At 55.0% G+C, this 18,253-nt stretch carries 13 protein-coding genes; 8 read left to right on the top strand and 5 right to left on the bottom strand.

The window, feature by feature from the left end; translation table 11 throughout:
- Positions 1-30 precede the first annotated feature (30 nt).
- Positions 31-2,403 carry a DEAD/DEAH box helicase family protein gene (locus tag GEV38_RS00335; protein WP_043935155.1) on the bottom strand — a complete coding sequence of 791 codons (2,373 nt, stop codon included), beginning with the start codon at positions 2,401-2,403 and terminating at the stop codon, positions 31-33.
- Positions 2,404-3,308: 905 nt separating this feature from the next.
- Between GEV38_RS00335 and GEV38_RS00330 the strand changes: the two genes are divergently transcribed.
- The 3 genes from GEV38_RS00330 to GEV38_RS00320 all read left to right on the top strand — a co-directional run bounded on the left by GEV38_RS00330 (position 3,309) and on the right by GEV38_RS00320 (position 5,906).
- Complete coding sequence (locus GEV38_RS00330; protein WP_012269857.1) at positions 3,309-3,710, top strand: hypothetical protein; 402 nt, start codon at positions 3,309-3,311, stop codon at positions 3,708-3,710.
- A gap of 81 nt (positions 3,711-3,791) precedes the next feature.
- Positions 3,792-5,189: a hypothetical protein gene (locus tag GEV38_RS00325; RefSeq protein WP_230491487.1), complete on the top strand. Its 1,398-nt coding sequence runs from the start codon at positions 3,792-3,794 to the stop codon at positions 5,187-5,189.
- 189 nt (positions 5,190-5,378) lie between these two features.
- A complete protein-coding gene (locus GEV38_RS00320; protein WP_012269855.1) occupies positions 5,379-5,906 on the top strand; it encodes a hypothetical protein in 528 nt (175 codons plus the stop codon).
- Positions 5,907-6,007: 101 nt separating this feature from the next.
- On the opposite strand, the gene GEV38_RS00315 is transcribed toward GEV38_RS00320, so the two are convergent.
- The 3 genes from GEV38_RS00315 to GEV38_RS00305 all read right to left on the bottom strand — a co-directional run bounded on the left by GEV38_RS00315 (position 6,008) and on the right by GEV38_RS00305 (position 8,955).
- Positions 6,008-6,331, bottom strand: coding sequence for a hypothetical protein (locus GEV38_RS00315; protein WP_010951457.1), 324 nt, complete (start codon positions 6,329-6,331; stop codon positions 6,008-6,010).
- Between the two features lie 117 nt (positions 6,332-6,448).
- Positions 6,449-7,123 (bottom strand): heavy metal response regulator transcription factor, encoded by a 675-nt coding sequence (locus GEV38_RS00310; protein WP_003253420.1) that lies wholly within the window; start codon positions 7,121-7,123, stop codon positions 6,449-6,451.
- Between the two features lie 488 nt (positions 7,124-7,611).
- Positions 7,612-8,955 carry an OprD family porin gene (locus tag GEV38_RS00305; protein WP_003253422.1) on the bottom strand — a complete coding sequence of 448 codons (1,344 nt, stop codon included), beginning with the start codon at positions 8,953-8,955 and terminating at the stop codon, positions 7,612-7,614.
- Between the two features lie 403 nt (positions 8,956-9,358).
- On the opposite strand from GEV38_RS00305, the gene GEV38_RS00300 reads away from it, so the two are divergent.
- The 5 genes from GEV38_RS00300 to GEV38_RS00280 all read left to right on the top strand — a co-directional run bounded on the left by GEV38_RS00300 (position 9,359) and on the right by GEV38_RS00280 (position 17,821).
- Complete coding sequence (locus tag GEV38_RS00300; protein ID WP_010951456.1) at positions 9,359-10,630, top strand: TolC family protein; 1,272 nt, start codon at positions 9,359-9,361, stop codon at positions 10,628-10,630.
- Between the two features lie 68 nt (positions 10,631-10,698).
- Positions 10,699-11,949 (top strand): efflux RND transporter periplasmic adaptor subunit, encoded by a 1,251-nt coding sequence (locus tag GEV38_RS00295; RefSeq protein ID WP_010951455.1) that lies wholly within the window; start codon positions 10,699-10,701, stop codon positions 11,947-11,949.
- Between the two features lie 24 nt (positions 11,950-11,973).
- On the top strand, positions 11,974-15,135 hold the full coding sequence (locus GEV38_RS00290; RefSeq protein ID WP_010951454.1) for a CusA/CzcA family heavy metal efflux RND transporter: 3,162 nt from the start codon (positions 11,974-11,976) through the stop codon (positions 15,133-15,135).
- Between the two features lie 162 nt (positions 15,136-15,297).
- The gene (locus tag GEV38_RS00285; RefSeq protein ID WP_003253432.1) at positions 15,298-15,621 is read left to right on the top strand and encodes a DUF2790 domain-containing protein; all 324 of its coding nucleotides are present in this window, start codon (positions 15,298-15,300) and stop codon (positions 15,619-15,621) included.
- Positions 15,622-15,823: 202 nt separating this feature from the next.
- Positions 15,824-17,821 (top strand): heavy metal translocating P-type ATPase, encoded by a 1,998-nt coding sequence (locus tag GEV38_RS00280; protein ID WP_010951452.1) that lies wholly within the window; start codon positions 15,824-15,826, stop codon positions 17,819-17,821.
- A 92-nt stretch (positions 17,822-17,913) separates the two neighbouring features.
- On the opposite strand, the gene GEV38_RS00275 is transcribed toward GEV38_RS00280, so the two are convergent.
- Positions 17,914-18,138, bottom strand: coding sequence for a hypothetical protein (locus GEV38_RS00275; RefSeq protein WP_010951451.1), 225 nt, complete (start codon positions 18,136-18,138; stop codon positions 17,914-17,916).
- Positions 18,139-18,253 lie beyond the last annotated feature (115 nt).

Genomic DNA, 18,253 nt, shown 5'->3' with positions numbered 1-18,253 from the left:
AGTACGGCAATTGGCGTAGATTAGGCGGCACTAGAGAAGTTTCATAGTGGCCAGACTGTCCGTCAGCCGATACCCCATCATCTTGTAGCCTATTTTTCGCTTCTCCCACATTCGCATTAATGCGACGTTGCCCTCATCAACAAAATCGATGACTTGTACATCAGTCTTGGCGGTGTGCGTTCGATGCAATCGACCAGTGTATTGCTGGAGGATTCCCCGCCAGGAAATGGGCATAGCCAGCACGAGTGTATCCAATGCAGGATGATCAAAGCCCTCACCAATCAGTTTTCCCGTAGCAAGGAGGACTCGAGGCGTGTCTTCAGACAAGGATTCAAGCTCTCCAAGACGGGATAATCGCTGCTTCTTGGGCATTCTTCCATGAAGGGTAAAGAGGTTTTCAATATACGCCTTCAGTGCCTGCTCTAAGGCATCCACATGCTCCGTGCGTTGCGTCAACACTAGTACTTTTCTACCTTGCTCATAGGCTGAGCGGATCTCTGAAACGATCTGCGCAGTACGCCCCGGGTCGTCGGCAAGTCTTTTGAAGACCTCTTGTATTCCCGCACCATCAGATACAGGAACCGGACCACTAAGCATCCGAGGAGTGACTGACAAATCGTGGGGGGCATTTTCTGGTCGTGCCGCAGTATGCCGAATGGGACCGCACTGCATGAAAATAATTGGCTGCTGTCCGTCTCGGCGGATGGGTGTAGCAGTCAGACCAAGCACATAGCGCGCGGGGGCGCTTCGTAGTAATGCTTCAAAGGAGACCGCAGAGAGGTGATGACACTCATCCACAATAATCTGACCGTAATTTTTGATCAGGTCACTGATTTCACCTTTCCGCGAAAGTGACTGCATCACAGCGATATCAATCAGCCCGGTTGTCTTAGGCTTTCCACCGCCAATCGTACCGACTACCTCCTTTCCTACGCCCAAGAAGGTCTGTAATCGGGCTTGCCACTGCCGAAGCAGTTCCGTGCGATGCACAAGTACCAGAGTGTTAACTCTACGCCTGGCAATTAGAGCAGCGGCGGTTACTGTTTTACCAAACGCCGTTGGGGCGCAAAGTACTCCTGTGTCATGCGGAATCAGTGCAAGGATTGCCGCGTCCTGATCTGGACGTAATGCACCCAAGAATTTGACCTCGAGGGCAGCGCCAGCAAAGCGTTCATCCTGAAGTTGCGGAGTGATCTTGTGGTCTTTTAAGAGATCCTCTACCGCATCCCAACAGCCGCGAGGAATCCCAATATGCAGAGGGAAATTTTGAGCGCAGCCAATGACTCTGGGTTTATTCCAAACCGATAGCCGCATTGCCTGCGCCTTGTAAAAATCAGGGTTTTGAAAAGCCGCAAGCCGAATGAGCTGGTTAGCCAATGGCTGGGGTAGCTGTGACTTCTCAAAATAAATCAGGTTAGCCAGCGTAACGTTGAGGGTATCTGGTAAAGGGCATGTCAGCGACCGGGAAGTTGGCTCACGATGTTTCCAGGGTTCGGCTTCACTCTGCTCGTCAAAAAAAGCAACACCCAAAGGATCTCGATTGCCCATGGCTTGATTGATAACCGGCTGGATGCTTTCTGGACTCATCCGCCGAACAGAAGCCAGGAACCCCCATTGATCGGGATACGGTTCCAGTGAGTCGTCGACAAAAACACTGTGATTGTTTGCCCTGGCTCGCTTCTGCAGCGGCAGAGCAATCAGGTTGCCGAACCCACCCTTGGGCATAAAGTCCTGATTCGGGAAGAGCCTGTCGTACGAACTGAGTGACAGCTGTCGGGTGCGCTCGCAAGCATGACTTATGATCGCGGCTCCCAAACGGCGGGCGTCACTGGCAGGCACTTTGTCTTGGAAGAAAATCCACGCGTGTGCCCCATTGCCAGAACGCGAGATTTCCAGAATTACAGGAACATCGAGAGAACGGCCAGCATGCACAAACGCCAGCGCATCCTCTCGCCAGTCAGCTTCATCGAAATCGACAGCTAGGAAGTGACACGTATCATCCGAAAGCAGCGGATAGACCCCAACCACAATAGTCCCTGAGAGGTGACGATAAATGACCTCGTCGTTCACTGGTAGGAGTTGACGCTTGCCACAATCACCGCATTTGATAAGTGGCTTTTCACAGATTCCGGGCCGCCATTCATTGGCACAGGCAGGTGCATACCCAGACTTGCCGCCTCTACTTTCCCAGCGCAACGGGTAGGTGTCGATACGTCCTTTGAACAAGCTACGGAAAAGAGCGAGTTTGCTATCAGTATCAAGGTTGGTGAGCGGCTGATTACCCAGTACCGGCATACATACAGACTCAGCTGGAAGCTGCCACTCAATGCCATGCGCCTCAAGCAAGGCTACTAGTCGCTCATTCTCTGCCCGCAATTTTGCAACCAGCGTGGAATCGCTCACTGCTTAGAAGCCTCTGTCGCTGAACAGGTTGCTAACCTAGTTACGGGTAGGCTATCAGCCTACGACGGCGGCCATCAAATGCCTTCGGGGCCTTCAGGTGAGGCTGAAGAAAATAGAGGCAAAAAAAGCCCGCGCGTGCGAGCTTGATGTTGACCGGTGGGGACCAGAATCTGGGCCCGGCCGGTCATCTATCTGTGAAAGCGTGCAGCTTTTCTGTAAACCTACACCGAATGTAGGTTCACAAAATAGGTGATAGGCCAGACCCCGTGAAATTGGAATCTTCGCCATTTTTTTTGTGAAATGAAGGGGTGCTTTTCACAGAAAAGCCGAGAAATCCCTACTCACCAATCACAAAAGTTGATTGGCCTGGAAAGGGCCGTTTACGACCGACGCGTGACTTTTCGGTAAGGGATGAGGAGTAGTCGCAGCGATCCTTTAGCTCCTAGTCTGGCGACCTTGGGTTCAGAATCCGACTGGCAATGCCCGCCGTCACTACTTCAGAGGAACCAGCTTCCTCTGCTGCCAAAATTGCGGGGGGCTCATGCTGGTACCCAGGCCCGACAAATGCGCAGTTGCAGCCCTCAATTGCAAGGCTATCCAAAGCGGCACGCGTGTCAATCAAGATCTGATGCATGACGATGGCCGGCCTCACGGAGGTGAAACCGGAGATTCAGATTGACTAAACCGACCCCGTAGACACCAACCTCCACGAAGGCCGCTATCGACCCAAAGCTGTCCTTCAAGAAAGGCAGCTAACGGCGAGAAGCGGTCATTTTGTATCTACAGGTTTCGGGGCGATTCACTCGTCTGATGCTCAGGAGCACCAGGATGGGCGTCAAGGAGGTGGTCATCTTGAGGTGGACTATGCTGACCAGTTGCTCTCAAATCTAATCGTGAGGTCCTCCATGGCAAACCCCAATCTGCTGGCTCTATTCAGAGATGAAGTCCTTCTGACCGGGCCTGAAAGCTCCCTTCCAAGCAACCTATCTCAGTTCTGGCTTGAGGAGCTCCAGAGTCATCTGGAGAGGTATTTCGACGGTTTGAACTCGGATTCAGATGCAGAAGAGAAGGATCTCGACATCTCTCTCCCACTCGCAGCGATCATCCACATCTTGTTCGCGAAGAATGGTGGGGAGGAGATATCCGAGAGCTCTGAAAAGCTGTACGAGTATTTCCAAGACTACCGGCTCGAACTGGCCCTTGAAGAGATCACGCGAAAGACTCATGTGGCTGCCGAGGCTGCAACCATTGAGACCATCTTCACCAACCGAGATGTCCTGGTGGAACAAGGCCCCCTTCTTCAATAGGTACCTCCACCGATGCCATCGCCGGCGGGCACGCTCCGAGGCATTGATGGAATGCATTTTGACGGCTGCCGAGATCAGCGAATGAAAGAAATTGCTGCGCCGATGTTCGATCTAATCGCTTTGTCGCTTCCACGAGGGTTGGGGTTTGGGGACAGCCCGCCAGTAGGGGCATGGCTTAGTGAGGACGGAATTTCTTGTGCCGCTCTAACCCGAAATATCCATGCCGGCAGCTTCGGAATTGTCACCTTGCGGCGTCGTGTCGATAGCGTGTGGGTGCTCCTCAGCCATAGTGAGCGCACCACTGGCGAGTCTGAAGCCCGCGCCTCAATCAGCCATTTTCTCTATACCCAAGCCCATCCGCTTCCACTCCCTTCAGGTGAACGACGACGTGCTCCTCTAAGCAGAATGGGTAAGCGCACACCAAGCGTGGTGTTCAAATCACTATTTGATCCAAGCCGCCGTATTGGGGCGTGGGCGCTGAATCAACTGTATCTCGCACTGCCATCCCCAGACAGAAATTGGGTTCCCGATTGCCAGACTGAGAATTTTCACACCCGCCTCTGGGAAGCCCACCTATTAGCGATTTTTCGTGAACAGGGACTCTTGGTCACCCAGCCTAAAGAATCACCCGATTTTCACATCGAGAATAGGCTGGGAGATGAGGCCTGGGTTGAAGCAGTGACAGCCAACCCGGAAGAGCGGTATGAGCATTTTGGCGCCTCGCCGGTCCCCCCACCCGCTGACCGACATGAGCGTTTCTTAGGAGCGGCTGCAGAAAGGTTTGCGAGGACCATCCAAAACAAATTGGACAAGCGTTACGAATCCCTACCGCACGTGGAGGGTAAGCCGCTCATTCTGGCCTTAGCCGATTTCCATGCGCCCAGTTCAATGCTGTGGAGCAGGGAGTCGCTCATCAGCTATCTCTATGGCTTTGCAGTTCACTCATCTGCGCATCGTGGTACGCACCTGATAACTGTGGAGGAAGAGACATCTCTGCTATCAGGGCGCCCCAACGGCCTATTTACGCTAATGGAAAATGCCCATCTTTCAGCGGTCATTTTCACCAATGCCTGCACAGTGCCAAAGCTCAGCCGAGTGCCGATCTCAGGTGGAGCTCATCTAGACGGGTACCGATACTTGCGGTTTGGTGAGTTTTTCGACCGTTCTCCGGGAGCATCACGAGGTATCCCATTTCTGTTGGATGTAGCGTCCAGCGACTACGGTCAGCTCTGGCCGCAATATGGCTACGAGCCGTGGTCTGCTGAAGTGGAGGTATTCCATAACCCTATGGCACTATACCCGGTGCCTAATGAGTTGATACCAGAAGTCACCCACTGGAGAGAAGTAAACGGAAGAGTCGAGTGCGAATCTTTCTTTGATGTATCCATACTCCGATCCAGAACACTCGTCCTCAGTGCAAACGCTAAGGTTCCGTCACTCGATGAGTTGCTGACAGCAGCCAGTCCTCCAGAGCTCTGACGGCGGCGGGGTGGCCGCATCGTTGCCACGCAGGTAGATGAGAATTTCTCAGCAAGCTACCCAGCCAGGGGAAGGACATGAGATCCCCTGCGCAATTCAGGACCGTTGAAGCGTCACCTCTCTTCGGGTAAAAGCATGACCGTCATACAACGCTACAACAGCGTCATACCCGAGAGCATAGGAAGAAAAATGTCGATCCAAGGACTAAAACGATACTTTGGAAACAAGATTCACGCAGTGATAATGATGGCCCCGCTTAAGCGGGAAATGATACGCCTCGGCATATGCACCCTTATGGCGATTATTCTGAATATCATCTTGTATACCGGCGTTGAAGTAGACGGCACCATCAAGCCGTGGGCAGAAACCCCGATAAAACTGTTTGCATCGTCGATGTTATTCGCCTTCATGATCAAGGCTTTTCTGCCAGTTCTCGGCTGGACGATACTGAAAGCAATGCTGTTGAGTGCGAACAATGCCTTCAGCGGCATACTGAGTTTTTTGGGCAATCAGTTCACAGGCGTCATGTACTGTACCGGAATTATTATGGGTTCTATCACGATTAAATTGTATATGGTTTCCGGGGTTTTAGACTCTGAGTTTGCTTATCTGTCCGCAATCGTATTTGCTTCCGGGGTTTTATATTTCTATGTGCTGCAATGCGCCATTCAAAAAACAATGAGTCCGGCCCTGCGTACACCAGCAGTACCGCGTTAAACCACTAGGCTGTGACTATTCATCTCTGGTGCTCAGTAGGCGCTCGCTCTGCTGAACCCTCACCCATACACAACCATTAATGGACTGGCCCGCCTTCGACTTTATGAAGAAGGCGAGCGAGCACGTGACTGATTGCGCATGTATTCCGAGATGAGACTTTCGAAATTGATGTCCGCCTCCTCAACGAGAATATTGACGTGACAGTACAGCTCTTCAGGACCTCTGAGATAATTGAAAATCCTTGATCTAACGATGCCGCAAACCCCTTCTTTGACCGCCGTAGAGGGGAGGTTGATAACATCGCCAACGCACGGGATAAGAGCTAGGCCATGGTCGCTGTTGAAGACAATGTCAGCTGGACAGGCATCAATGCTGGCATCGGATTGTCCTTGCGAAACCTGCTGATAATCAATGCTATACCTCATGTACAGCCTACCTCATTTGTTGAGTGAGGAATCAGCGCCGCGGATCGTAAACAGAAACCTCAAGTTCGCAAGCGACGGGAGCATGTAGCGGATTTTCGGTACTAGAGAGCTTGGCAACTATCGTTTTTCAAGCACATACCCTACGCCCCGAAGCGTATGTATCAGTTTGGTCTCGAAAGGGTCATCTATCTTGGCTCTGAGTCTTCGAATCGACACCTCTACAACGTTTGTGTCGCAGTCAAAATTCATATCCCAAACCTGCGAAATAATTTGGGTGCGGCTCAGCACCACACCGGTATTACGCATCAGGTAATGCAGTAACGCGAATTCTTTCGTGGTCAGGTCAATGCGCTGACCGTCCCTGAATGCCCTGTGCCGGCTCTGATCAAGCTCCAGGTCAGCGACGCGAATGACCTCTACGGATGCAGGGTGATCTGACCTGCGCATCAAGGCGCGAACCCGGGCCAGCAGCTCAGGGAACTCAAATGGCTTGATCAGGTAGTCATCTGCTCCGTTCTCCAGCCCCCGGACCTTATCCGCCAGCCGGCTTCTCGCCGTCAGCATCATGATACGGGAAGGGCAGTTTTTACGACGCAACAACTCAAGGACCTGCCAACCGTCCATCTCTGGCAGATTTATATCCAGGATAATCAGCTCATATTCGTGCTGCTTAGCCAAGAATAATCCATCTGACCCGGTGTGGACGCAATCTACGACATAGCCACATTCCGTCAGACCTTGACGCACATACTCCGCAGTTTTTACTTCATCCTCAATTACCAGAATTCGCATGGGATTTTGTCTCGATATCACTGAGCAATTAACCGCGCACGCGCGCCGGCATTATTGAAAGGGATGGTAAATCAAAATGAGCGTGCCGGGGCTCAAATGACGGATTTGTAATTTCTAGGTAATACAGTTGATAGTCTGGCGGTATATCTTGTCGCGGTTTGGGTTTGACAGTTGCGGGCCCTCTCTCCAGCAGGTGATTTGACCTTATGAAGTATTGGGTTATTTTCTTCTTTGTGCTGGCTTCGTTCCGCTCAGATGACGGCGAGGTCGCTCACATTGAAGAGACTGGTCATTGGTGTAGTCATGAACTTCACCGGCATGCGATGCGTACAATCGAACGCCTACTTGAATTTTAGGCAAAAAAAGGCGCCCAATGGGCGCCAAATATCCACCTTTTACCAAAGGAGCACTTAAGCCACTCAAGGTGAATTCGTAATGCTCGTTTTACTAATAGGACCAGTTAATGAATAACTGGTCCAGTTAGCGAATTACAGAATCGAAAGCGGGTACTCAATGATCACACGGGTTTCATCCAGATCCGATTCGAATGCAGTGGCACGTGTGGTTGCCTGGCGCAACCGGAAGGACAGATCTTTTGCTGGACCGGTTTGGACAACGTATTTGACTTCGACGTCACGCTCCCAACGCTTCTGATTGTCGAGCGGGTTGCCGTTGTCATCAGTGCGCATGTAGAACTGGTTAGCGTTCGAGTAATCCGCGCCCGAGCCTCTGGCGTAGCGGGTCATGAACGTCAGGCCTGGAATGCCGTAACTGGTGAAGTTCAGGTCATAGCGCAGCATCCAGGAACGCTCTTTCGGCGAGTTGAAGTCGCTGTACTGGATGGAGTTGTCGACGAAAATCGAGTCCGACTGACGCAGGTAGTCAAAATCGTCGTCGCCGTTGTTGCGCTGGTGCGACAGGGCTAGGGTATGGGCACCGTAACGCACGCCGACCTTGGCACTCCAGATGTTGTTGTCGAATTCACCCAGGCGCTTCTTACCTTCATCTACGGCTTTGTAGTAGTTGAAGCCACCGATCAGCGCCAGATCGTCGCTCAGCGGGTAAACCACGCTGGTGCCGGCGTAGTACTGATTCCAGACGTCTTTCAGCTGGCTGGCGTAGACGCTCACAGTCCAGTTGTCGTTGATCGAGTAGTCACCGCCACCGTAACCGATCCATGGCGAGTTGACCGGGCCGCCGTAGAACGTCACGAAGTTGTCGTTCAGGTTGCTTGAGACCGGCTGGCTCATCGCATGCAGACGACCACCCTGCAGGGTGAGGCCTTGGATGCTGGTGTTCTCAACGGTCACGCCGCGGAAGCTTTCTGGCAGCAGGCGAGAGTCGCCGGATGCAACGACCGGAGTCGATGGGAAAACATCACCTACTTTCACGATGGTATCGAACAAGCGGACTTTGGCTGCGCCGCCGACCTTGGTGTATTCGTCGCGAGCTTCGCCCTTGTTATCAACGGGTAGCACGTCGAAGGAGCTACGGCCGCCGTTGCGCCCATCACCGGTGTCGAGCTTGAGGCCGATCATGGCGAAGGCATCAACGCCAAAGCCAACGGTTCCCTGGGTAAACCCAGAGTTGAATTTGCTGATGATCGCGTGCGCCCAGGCTTCGGAGTAGCCGTTGGTGTTGCCCTTGCCACTGTTATAAGTGGGGGCAGTGCTGTCGCGGTTATCACGGTTGAAGTAGAAGTTACGGTTCAGCACTGTAAGGCTGCTGCCTTCAATGAAGCCTTCTGGCTTGTCTTCTGCCTGTGCCGAAATAGCATAGCTTCCAGACAGCGCAGAAACTGCCGCCAAATACAGTGGTACTTTGATTTTCATCCGATGCTCCTTTGATTCACGGCAGTTTTTATTATGTTTACCGGCGCGGGTGTCGTTAATTGTTCTGACCAGGCGGCGCGCCTAGCGTAGCGCGAGCTCATATTTGCAGGCCGAAGATAACGGGGGGGTGATAGGAAAATTACAATTTCGTCATCTACCTGTTGTTCGGGCCTTCGCACCGCGTGTTTGCCATCTCCGTTGCTTGTAACGAAATCATCGTGTCGGGTTTGGTTTCCCAGTATTTTCGGGCATTACAGGACATTCTTACGGAATTGTAATTTTCTAGCCACCCCTCTGATAGCTACCGCTCATTAGAGTGCCATCACCTAATCAAGTGGGGCTTGGCAGCTGTTTCGGCGTTCTCGCCAAGCTTTATCGAAGTTTGTGCACGAGGACCATCAAAGTGCCCCGGTATAACCGCAATGTCTTACCCAAGACCCCCGTCTCGCCCTGGAAGATCGCTGCACTCTGTGCAGTCATCTCTGGGTTGATGGCGCCTGCAGCCCTTGCCCAAAGCATCAGCTTGCCCCAGGCGCTTTCGACGGCCATGGATGCCAACCCAGACCTGGCCGCGGCCAGGCAAGAAATTGGGATCGCTGATGGTGCTCGCAAGCAGGCCGGGCTTATCCCCAACCCCACAATCTCGTATGACGTGGAAGACACCCGTCGTAACACCAGCCAGACGACTGTCTCTCTCAGCCAGACCCTTGAGCTGGGCGGTAAGCGGGGGGCTCGTGTTGACGTCGCCACATACGGGCAGACCGCCGCACAGCTTGAGTTAGACCGTCGCGTTAACGGCCTGCGTGCAGATGTCGTCCAAGCCTTTTACGCCGCGTTGCGGGCCCAGACAGGTCTCGACCTGGCCAAGCAATCTCTCGAACTGACTGAGCGCGGTCTTCGCATCGTCGATGGCCGTGTTCGCGCAGGTAAGTCGTCCCCAGTGGAGGCGACCCGCGCTCAAGTGCAACTGGCCGAAGCCCAGCTGCAAGTTCGACGTGCAGAAACGGAAAAAGCGACCGCTTACCAACAGCTCGCTCAAATTACCGGGAGCTCAGTCACCGTGTTTGATCGACTCGAATCGCCAACCCTCTCCCCGGGCTTGCCACCTCGCACTGAAGATCTGCTGGCTAAGCTCGACCAAACAGCAGAAATGCGTCAGGCCGTGGTGCAGATAGACAAGAGCGATGCCTCGCTCGGCTCAGAGAAAGCTCAGCGTATCCCGAACCTTACTGTCAGTGTAGGTAGCCAGTACGACCGCTCTGTGCGCGAGCGGGTCAACACTGTGGGCCTGTCTATGCCTTTGCCGCTGTTCGATCGTAACCAGGGCAACATTCTTTCCGCTTCTCGTCGTGCAGATCAGGCCCGGGACCAGCGCAATGCTGTTGAGCTGCGCCTGCGCACCGAAACCCAAACCGCGTTGAACCAATGGTCCACCGCCATGCAGGAGGTCGAGTCCTACGACAAGACCATTCTGCCTTCAGCCCAACAAGCCGTAGAGACCGCAACCCGCGGCTTCGAGATGGGCAAATTCGGTTTCATCGAAGTGCTGGATGCCCAGCGCACCTTGATCGTCGCTCGTGGCCAATACCTCGAATCGTTGGCAGCGGCGACCAATGCGCGTGCGCAGGTGGAAAGGGTTTATGGCGAAGTCGGCTCAACCGCCGGCACTCGCTGAACGGGCCAAACATTTTCTTCGGCACACAGCCTTGAACAAGCCGGTGCCTACGATCAGCAGGAGTAGCAATGGATAACAAACGCAAGATCGCCCTCGCGGTAGCCGCTGTGGCAGCCCTCGGATTTGGCAGCCTTGCCTGGAACAACAGTTCCGGACAGCAGGCCGCCAGTACTGCCGAGCATGGCGCTAACGATGGCCATGGCGACGAAAAGAAAGCCGCATCTGCCGCCAAAGAGGAAGGTGATGAGGGCCATGGTGAAGAAGGCCACAGCGAAGAGGGCGGTGAAGAAGAGGGCAAGCTGACGCTCAGCGCTGAACAGATCAAGGCCGCTGGTGTTGCCCTGGAAGCTGCAGCGCCTCGTGACCTCGGTACCGTCGTGAGCTTCCCTGGCGAAATTCGCTTCGACGAAGATCGTACTGCCCACGTGGTTCCTCGTGTTCCTGGCGTTGTTGAGGCTGTCCAGGCCAACCTGGGCGAGACGGTCAAGAAAGGGCAAGTCCTCGCGGTAATCGCCAGCCAGCAGATCTCTGACCTGCGCAGCGAACAACAGGCCGCACAGCGTCGCGTCGAACTGGCGCGTGTGACCTTCGAACGTGAGAAGCAACTGTGGCAGGACAAGATCTCTGCAGAGCAAGACTACCTCCAAGCACGCCAAGCGCTGCAAGAAGCGGAGATCTCCTTGGCCAACGCCAAGCAGAAGGTCGGCGCAATCGGTGCCTCGGTTAACTCCGTTGGCGGTAATCGTTACGAGCTCCGCGCTCCCTTCGACGCCGTGGTAGTGGAGAAACACCTGACCGTCGGCGAAGTCGTCAGCGAGGCGACCAACGCCTTCATCCTTTCCGACCTGAATCAGGTCTGGGCGACCTTCGCAGTTCCGCCGACAGATCTGGGCAAGGTCACGACTGGCCGTGCAGTGAAAGTCTCTTCGCCTGACATGAACGTCGAGGTCGAAGGGAAGGTGGGTTATGTCGGCAGCCTGCTGGGCGAGCAAAACCGTGCAGCTACTGTCCGCGTCACCTTGACCAACCCCAACGGCGCCTGGCGTCCAGGCCTGTTCGTAAACATTGCGGTCACCTCCCAGACCGATCGAGTTGCCGTAGCGGTCCCTGAGCACGCTGTGCAGACCGTTGAAGACAAACCTTCGGTATTCGTACGCACCCCAGATGGCTTTGACACCCGCCCGGTAAAACTGGGTCGCCGCGACAATGGGTACGTGGAAATCATCGACGGTATTGAAGCCGGCGCCCAGGTAGCAACCAGTGGCAGCTTCACACTCAAGTCCGAGCTCGGCAAAGCTTCTGCCGAACACGGTCACTGATGCGAACTGACAGGATGATTTCTCATGTTTGAACGTATCATCAGATTCGCCATCGAGCAGCGCATCGTAGTAATGATCGCCGTTCTGATCATGGCGGGTATCGGTATCTACAGCTATCAAAAGCTGCCCATCGATGCGGTACCCGATATCACCAACGTCCAGGTGCAGATCAACACTGCAGCGCCTGGTTACTCGCCCTTGGAAACCGAACAACGGATCACGTTTCCAGTTGAAACGGCCATGGCCGGTCTCCCGGGCCTTCAGCAGACCCGTTCCCTGTCTCGCTCTGGCCTGTCTCAGGTCACCGTGATCTTCAAGGATGGCACTGACATCTTCTTTGCCCGCCAGTTGATCAACGAGCGGCTGCAGGTTGCGAAGGAACAGCTGCCAGAAGGTGTAGAGGCCGTCATGGGTCCGGTATCTACCGGCCTCGGCGAGATCTTCCTGTGGACTGTTGAAGCCGAAGATGGCGCGGTCAAAGAGGACGGTACGCCGTACACCCCGACCGACCTGCGCGTGATCCAGGACTGGATCATCAAGCCTCAGCTGCGTAACGTCCCGGGTGTGGCCGAGATCAATACCATCGGCGGTTATGCCAAGCAGTTCCTGGTTGCGCCGGATCCAAAGCGCCTGGCTACCTACAAGCTGACACTCAATGACCTGGTCGCAGCGTTGGAAAGTAACAACGCCAACGTCGGTGCCGGCTACATCGAGCGTAATGGTGAACAGTTGCTCATCCGTGCACCGGGTCAGGTAGGCAATATCGAAGACATCGCCAACATCGTGATCACCAGTGTGGATGGTGCACCGATTCGCATCAGCAGCGTTGCTGACGTCAGCATCGGTAAAGAGCTCCGTACAGGTGCTGCTACTGAGAACGGCCGCGAAGTCGTGCTCGGTACCGTGTTCATGCTGATTGGTGAAAACAGCCGCACCGTATCTCAAGCTGTCGCCGCCAAATTGGCGGACATCAACCGCACCCTGCCAAAGGGCGTGGTGGCTGTGACTGTTTACGACCGTACCAACCTGGTTGAAAAAGCCATCGCGACGGTGAAGAAGAACCTGGTGGAAGGCGCGATCCTGGTTATCGCCATTCTGTTCCTGTTCCTCGGCAACATCCGTGCGGCTCTGATCACCGCGATGGTGATTCCGCTGTCCATGCTGTTCACCTTCACAGGCATGTTCAACAACAAGGTCAGTGCCAACTTAATGAGTTTGGGGGCACTCGACTTCGGCATCATCGTCGACGGTGCCGTGGTTATTGTAGAAAACGCGATCCGTCGACTGGCTCATGCGCAACATAAGCATGGCCGCATGCTCACCAAAACCGAACGCTTCCACGAGGTCTTTGCCGCGGCGCGAGAAGCTCGCCGGCCGCTGATCTTCGGTCAGCTGATCATCATGGTGGTGTACCTGCCGATCTTCGCCCTCACCGGCGTCGAAGGCAAAATGTTCCACCCGATGGCCTTCACCGTTGTGATGGCGCTGCTGGGTGCAATGGTCCTGTCCGTTACCTTTGTTCCTGCAGCTATTGCCATGTTCGTCACTGGCAAGGTGAAGGAAGAGGAAGGCGTGGTCATGCGCACAGCTCGACTGCGCTATGAACCGGTTCTGCAATGGGTGCTGGGACATCGGAACATCGCTTTCTCGGCCGCAGTAGCCTTGGTCGTGCTCAGTGGTTTGCTGGCAAGTCGTATGGGTAGCGAGTTCATCCCAAGCCTCAGTGAGGGTGACTTTGCGATGCAGGCCATGCGTGTGCCTGGAACGAGCCTCACTCAATCTGTCGAGATGCAGCAGCGTCTGGAGAAAGCGGTGATTGCGCAGGTGCCTGAAGTTGAGCGGATGTTCGCACGCTCGGGTACCGCAGAAATTGCATCTGACCCGATGCCGCCGAACGCCTCTGACGCCTACATCATGCTCAAGCCTCAGGATCAGTGGCCTAACCCGAAGAAGCCTCGTGATGAGCTGATTGCTGAAGTGCAGAAGGCCGCAGCGGGTGTTCCAGGAAGCAACTACGAGTTGTCGCAGCCAATCCAACTGCGTTTCAACGAGCTGATTTCGGGCGTGCGTAGTGACGTCGCTGTGAAAGTCTTCGGCGATGACATGGACGTGCTCAACAACACCGCCAACAAGATCGCGGCAGCGCTCAAAGCGGTCCCGGGCTCATCGGAAGTGAAAGTTGAGCAGACATCCGGCCTGCCGGTGCTGACCATCAACATTGACCGCGAAAAAGCAGCACGCTACGGCCTGAACATCGCGGATGTTCAGAACTCGATCGCTATCGCCGTGGGTGGCCGTCAGGCCGGCACGCTGTATGAGGGCGACCGTCGGTTCGACATGGTAGTACGCCTACCAGAGACCGTTCGCACCGACGTAGCGGGTATGTCCAGCTTGCTGATCCCGGTACCTGCCAATGCGGCACAGGGTGCCAATCAGATCGGCTTCATCCCGCTGTCCCAGGTCGCCAATCTGGACCTGCAACTGGGCCCGAACCAAATCAGCCGCGAGAACGGCAAACGTCTGGTTATCGTCAGCGCCAACGTTCGAGGCCGCGATCTGGGGTCCTTCGTTGAGGAGGCGACCGCATCGCTGGACAAGAAGGTGCAAATCCCTGCGGGCTACTGGACGACTTGGGGGGGCCAGTTCGAGCAGCTGCAGTCGGCTGCCAAACGCCTGCAGATCGTTGTTCCAGTCGCCTTGCTGCTGGTCATGACCTTGTTGTTCCTGATGTTCAACAACCTGAAGGACGGCATGCTGGTCTTCACCGGTATTCCATTCGCACTCACCGGTGGTGTTGTGGCGTTGTGGCTGCGGGACATCCCACTGTCGATCTCGGCAGGTGTCGGCTTCATTGCACTGTCCGGCGTTGCAGTACTGAACGGCCTGGTGATGATTGCCTTCATCCGCGGGCTAAGGGAGGAGGGACGAACGCTCAGACAGGCAGTCGATGAAGGTGCATTGACCCGTCTGCGACCTGTTCTGATGACAGCCTTGGTAGCGTCCCTGGGCTTCATCCCGATGGCTTTGGCCACCGGCACCGGTGCCGAAGTTCAGCGGCCATTGGCGACGGTGGTGATTGGCGGGATCCTGTCCTCCACCGCACTGACCTTGCTGGTACTGCCTGCCCTGTATCACTGGGCACACCGCAAGGATGAAGACGGCGACGAGGCCGAAGTGGTTAGCTAACAGCCTCCGCTAAAGAGAAGCCCACAACACGTGTTGTGGGCTTTTTTGTTTAAAGTGAAGTAGATGCACTTACCTTTCAAAATTGTAAGTTTCTCGTCATGCCGGTGATGCCTATGCATTGCTAAGGTTACGCCCGAGAAGTTTTGAAATTGAGAGGGTTTTATGAAAAAGCTAATTATCGCTGCTGCACTTGTTGTTTTCTCGGTGGCTTCGCAGGCCAACACTTTCTCCGAGAGCAAGCAGCTTCAATACACCAAGGAACACCAGACCGCAGTGGCCAAGTACGCGGAGAAAAATGGCAAGCCAATGCCAGAGATTCAGGATTACAAATATGGCATGAAGATAGACGTTGCGAAATTCGTACGTCAGTCGCAGGACCCCCGTACCTGCCAGGTCTATCCACGGTTGATGACCTTCGAGGACTCCCAGGGCACGCTCAAGACTGTTCGTTACTCGATGTATTCGCAATGCATCAACAACAAGTAGTAAACGATTTGAACAGAACAATTAGAGAATTCATAAATGCCAGGCAGTGCCTGGCATTTTTTATTACGCCCGATACCCCATAGCTTCGAAATGTTAACGCCTGGGCTCGGGCAAACCGTGCAATAGATCTTAGCCAACCAACAGAGACGGCTCCCCAACTGCAGAGGGCAATTGGAAGCCTTGACCCCAGAAGGGACGAGTTATGAAGAGTTTGCTTGAACGCCCTGATGACCAAGCCGGGCATGAAGGTCATAGCCATGAGCATGGCGGCATTTTTGGAATGAACACAGAGCTGATTTTCGCGCTGATCTGTGGTGCTCTCCTGGGTGCCGGAGCTCTCGCAGGAAAACTTGGCCTGATTGATCGTCTGCCTCTGATTCTGTACGTGTCGGCCTACGTGTTCGGTGGATGGTTCACCACTAAGGAAGCGGTTACCAACATCCGTCAGAAACGCTTCGAGATCGACTCGCTGATGCTTCTCGCCGCAGTCGGTGCCGCGAGCATCGGCGCCTGGGCGGAGGGGGCTCTGCTGCTGTTCCTGTTCAGTCTGGGGCATTCCCTTGAAAGCTACGCGATGGGGCGGGCCAAGAAAGCGATTGAGGCACTGTCCAAGCTCGCACCAGCCACCGCGATCGTACGCAGAGCAAATGGCACGGTGGAGATGCCCGTGGAGCTGCTGGTTCCCGGTGACGTTGTCATCGTGCGCCCCAATGACCGCCTGCCGGCCGATGGTTTTGTAGTCGTAGGCTCCTCAAGTATCAACCAGGCGCCAGTAACCGGTGAGAGCGTCCCCGTGGACAAGCAACCTGTTCCTGATGCCGAACTCGCACGCAGCAAGCCAGATGCAGTGGATGCAGCCTCGAAAGTCTTCGCCGGTACCATCAATGGCGAAACGCTCATCGAGGTTGAGGTAACACGGCGCTCTACGGAGAGTACCTTGGCGCGGGTCATCAAGATGGTCAGTGAAGCCGAAGTCAGGAAGTCACCGACCCAGCGATTCACGGACCGCTTCCAACGCATATTCGTCCCGTTGGTTTTACTGCTGGTAGTCGGGCTGCTATTTGCCGGCATTTTCCTTGACGAGCCGTTCCGTGACTCGTTCTACCGGGCGATGGCCGTACTGGTTGCAGCCAGCCCCTGCGCGCTCGCGATCGCTACACCAAGCGCCATTCTCTCTGGCATCGCCAGGGCAGCCCGAGGTGGCGTGCTGATCAAGGGCGGTGCGCCACTTGAAGAGCTTGGATCATTGAATGCCATGGCATTCGACAAGACCGGTACCCTGACCGAAGGGCGCCCACGTATCACCGATGTAATACCCATAGGCGGCACGCAGATCGAGGATCTGCTAAACGTCGCCATCGCTGTGGAGTCGATGAGCGACCATCCGCTGGCTGCGGCAATTGTGCGTGACGGTGAAGAGATGATTGGCACACGGCGCCGATTCCAAGCCAAGAACATGAGCAACATGATTGGCCGCGGCGTGCGTGCTGAGCTTGATGGGCAGTTCGTCTGGATTGGCAAGGTCGAGATGTTCGGTACCAATGGTATTCCCGCACTCAGCAAGGCAGCCCTGGAGGCTGCGGAGCGTCTACGTCAGTCAGGCCGTACCACCATGGTGGTACGGCGTGCTGACAAGGATCTGGGCGCTATCGGGCTATTGGACACACCCCGGGAGGGGGCCAAAGAGGCACTCCAGAAGCTTAGAGAGATGGGCATCGAACGCATGGTCATGATTTCTGGAGACCACAACCGCGTTGCAGAGGCTGTAGCCAAACAAGTTGGCTTAGATGAAGCGTGGGGAGACCTGATGCCGGAAGACAAGGTCAAGGCCATCAAAAACCTGCGCCTTAGCGCCAAGGTGGCCATGGTGGGTGACGGCGTCAATGATGCCCCTGCCATGGCCAGTTCGAGCGTTGGTATCGCAATGGGGGCTGCTGGATCTGATGTTGCCCTGGAAACGGCTGATATCGCGCTTATGGCTGACGACATCAGGCAACTCCCATTTGCGGTGGGGCTGAGCCGTCACACGCGATCGATCATCCACCAGAATCTGTTCGTCAGCTTGGGGATTGTGGCCATCCTGGTTCCGTCCACCATCATGGGCTTGAGCATTGGTGCCGCTGTTGCGATCCATGAGGGCTCCACACTGTTGGTCGTCTTCAACGCCTTGCGCCTGTTGGCCTACCGCAGAAGCACCTGATCCCTGAGCTTCAATCATGAAGCTAAGCAGGGAAATGACCTGAAGTAGAAGTACGGGTCGTGCGCGATCAGCGCACGACCCGTACTTTTCTCTCACTCGTCGATCCCGATGCGCTTGAGGCTTTCAAGGGCCTTTCCGCACTCAGGTGAGCCATGCCGTAAGCCGCAGGCCAATGCAGCTTTGAGGCTCATGACACCGGCTACGAAACCGACTTGATTGCCGACTCCGTGTCCGTCCGCAAATCCCTGATCATACGCAATCTCGACAAGCGCATTGATCGCCGCCAGGGTGTCCTGTTTGTTTTTACTCTTTTGCATATCTACTCCGCGAGCATTCAGCTCATATCGCTCGGTTAGGTGGCGGCGCCTTCAGGTTTGGGGTGAGCGAATCCCGCTCCCATAGCCAATCCCTAACGGGGGGCTCAGCCCGCCA

The sequence above is a fragment of the Pseudomonas sp. 13159349 genome (genome assembly GCF_013305685.1).
GTDB lineage: Bacteria > Pseudomonadota > Gammaproteobacteria > Pseudomonadales > Pseudomonadaceae > Aquipseudomonas > Aquipseudomonas asiatica.
This window is presented reverse-complemented; position numbering and strand designations above follow the sequence as displayed.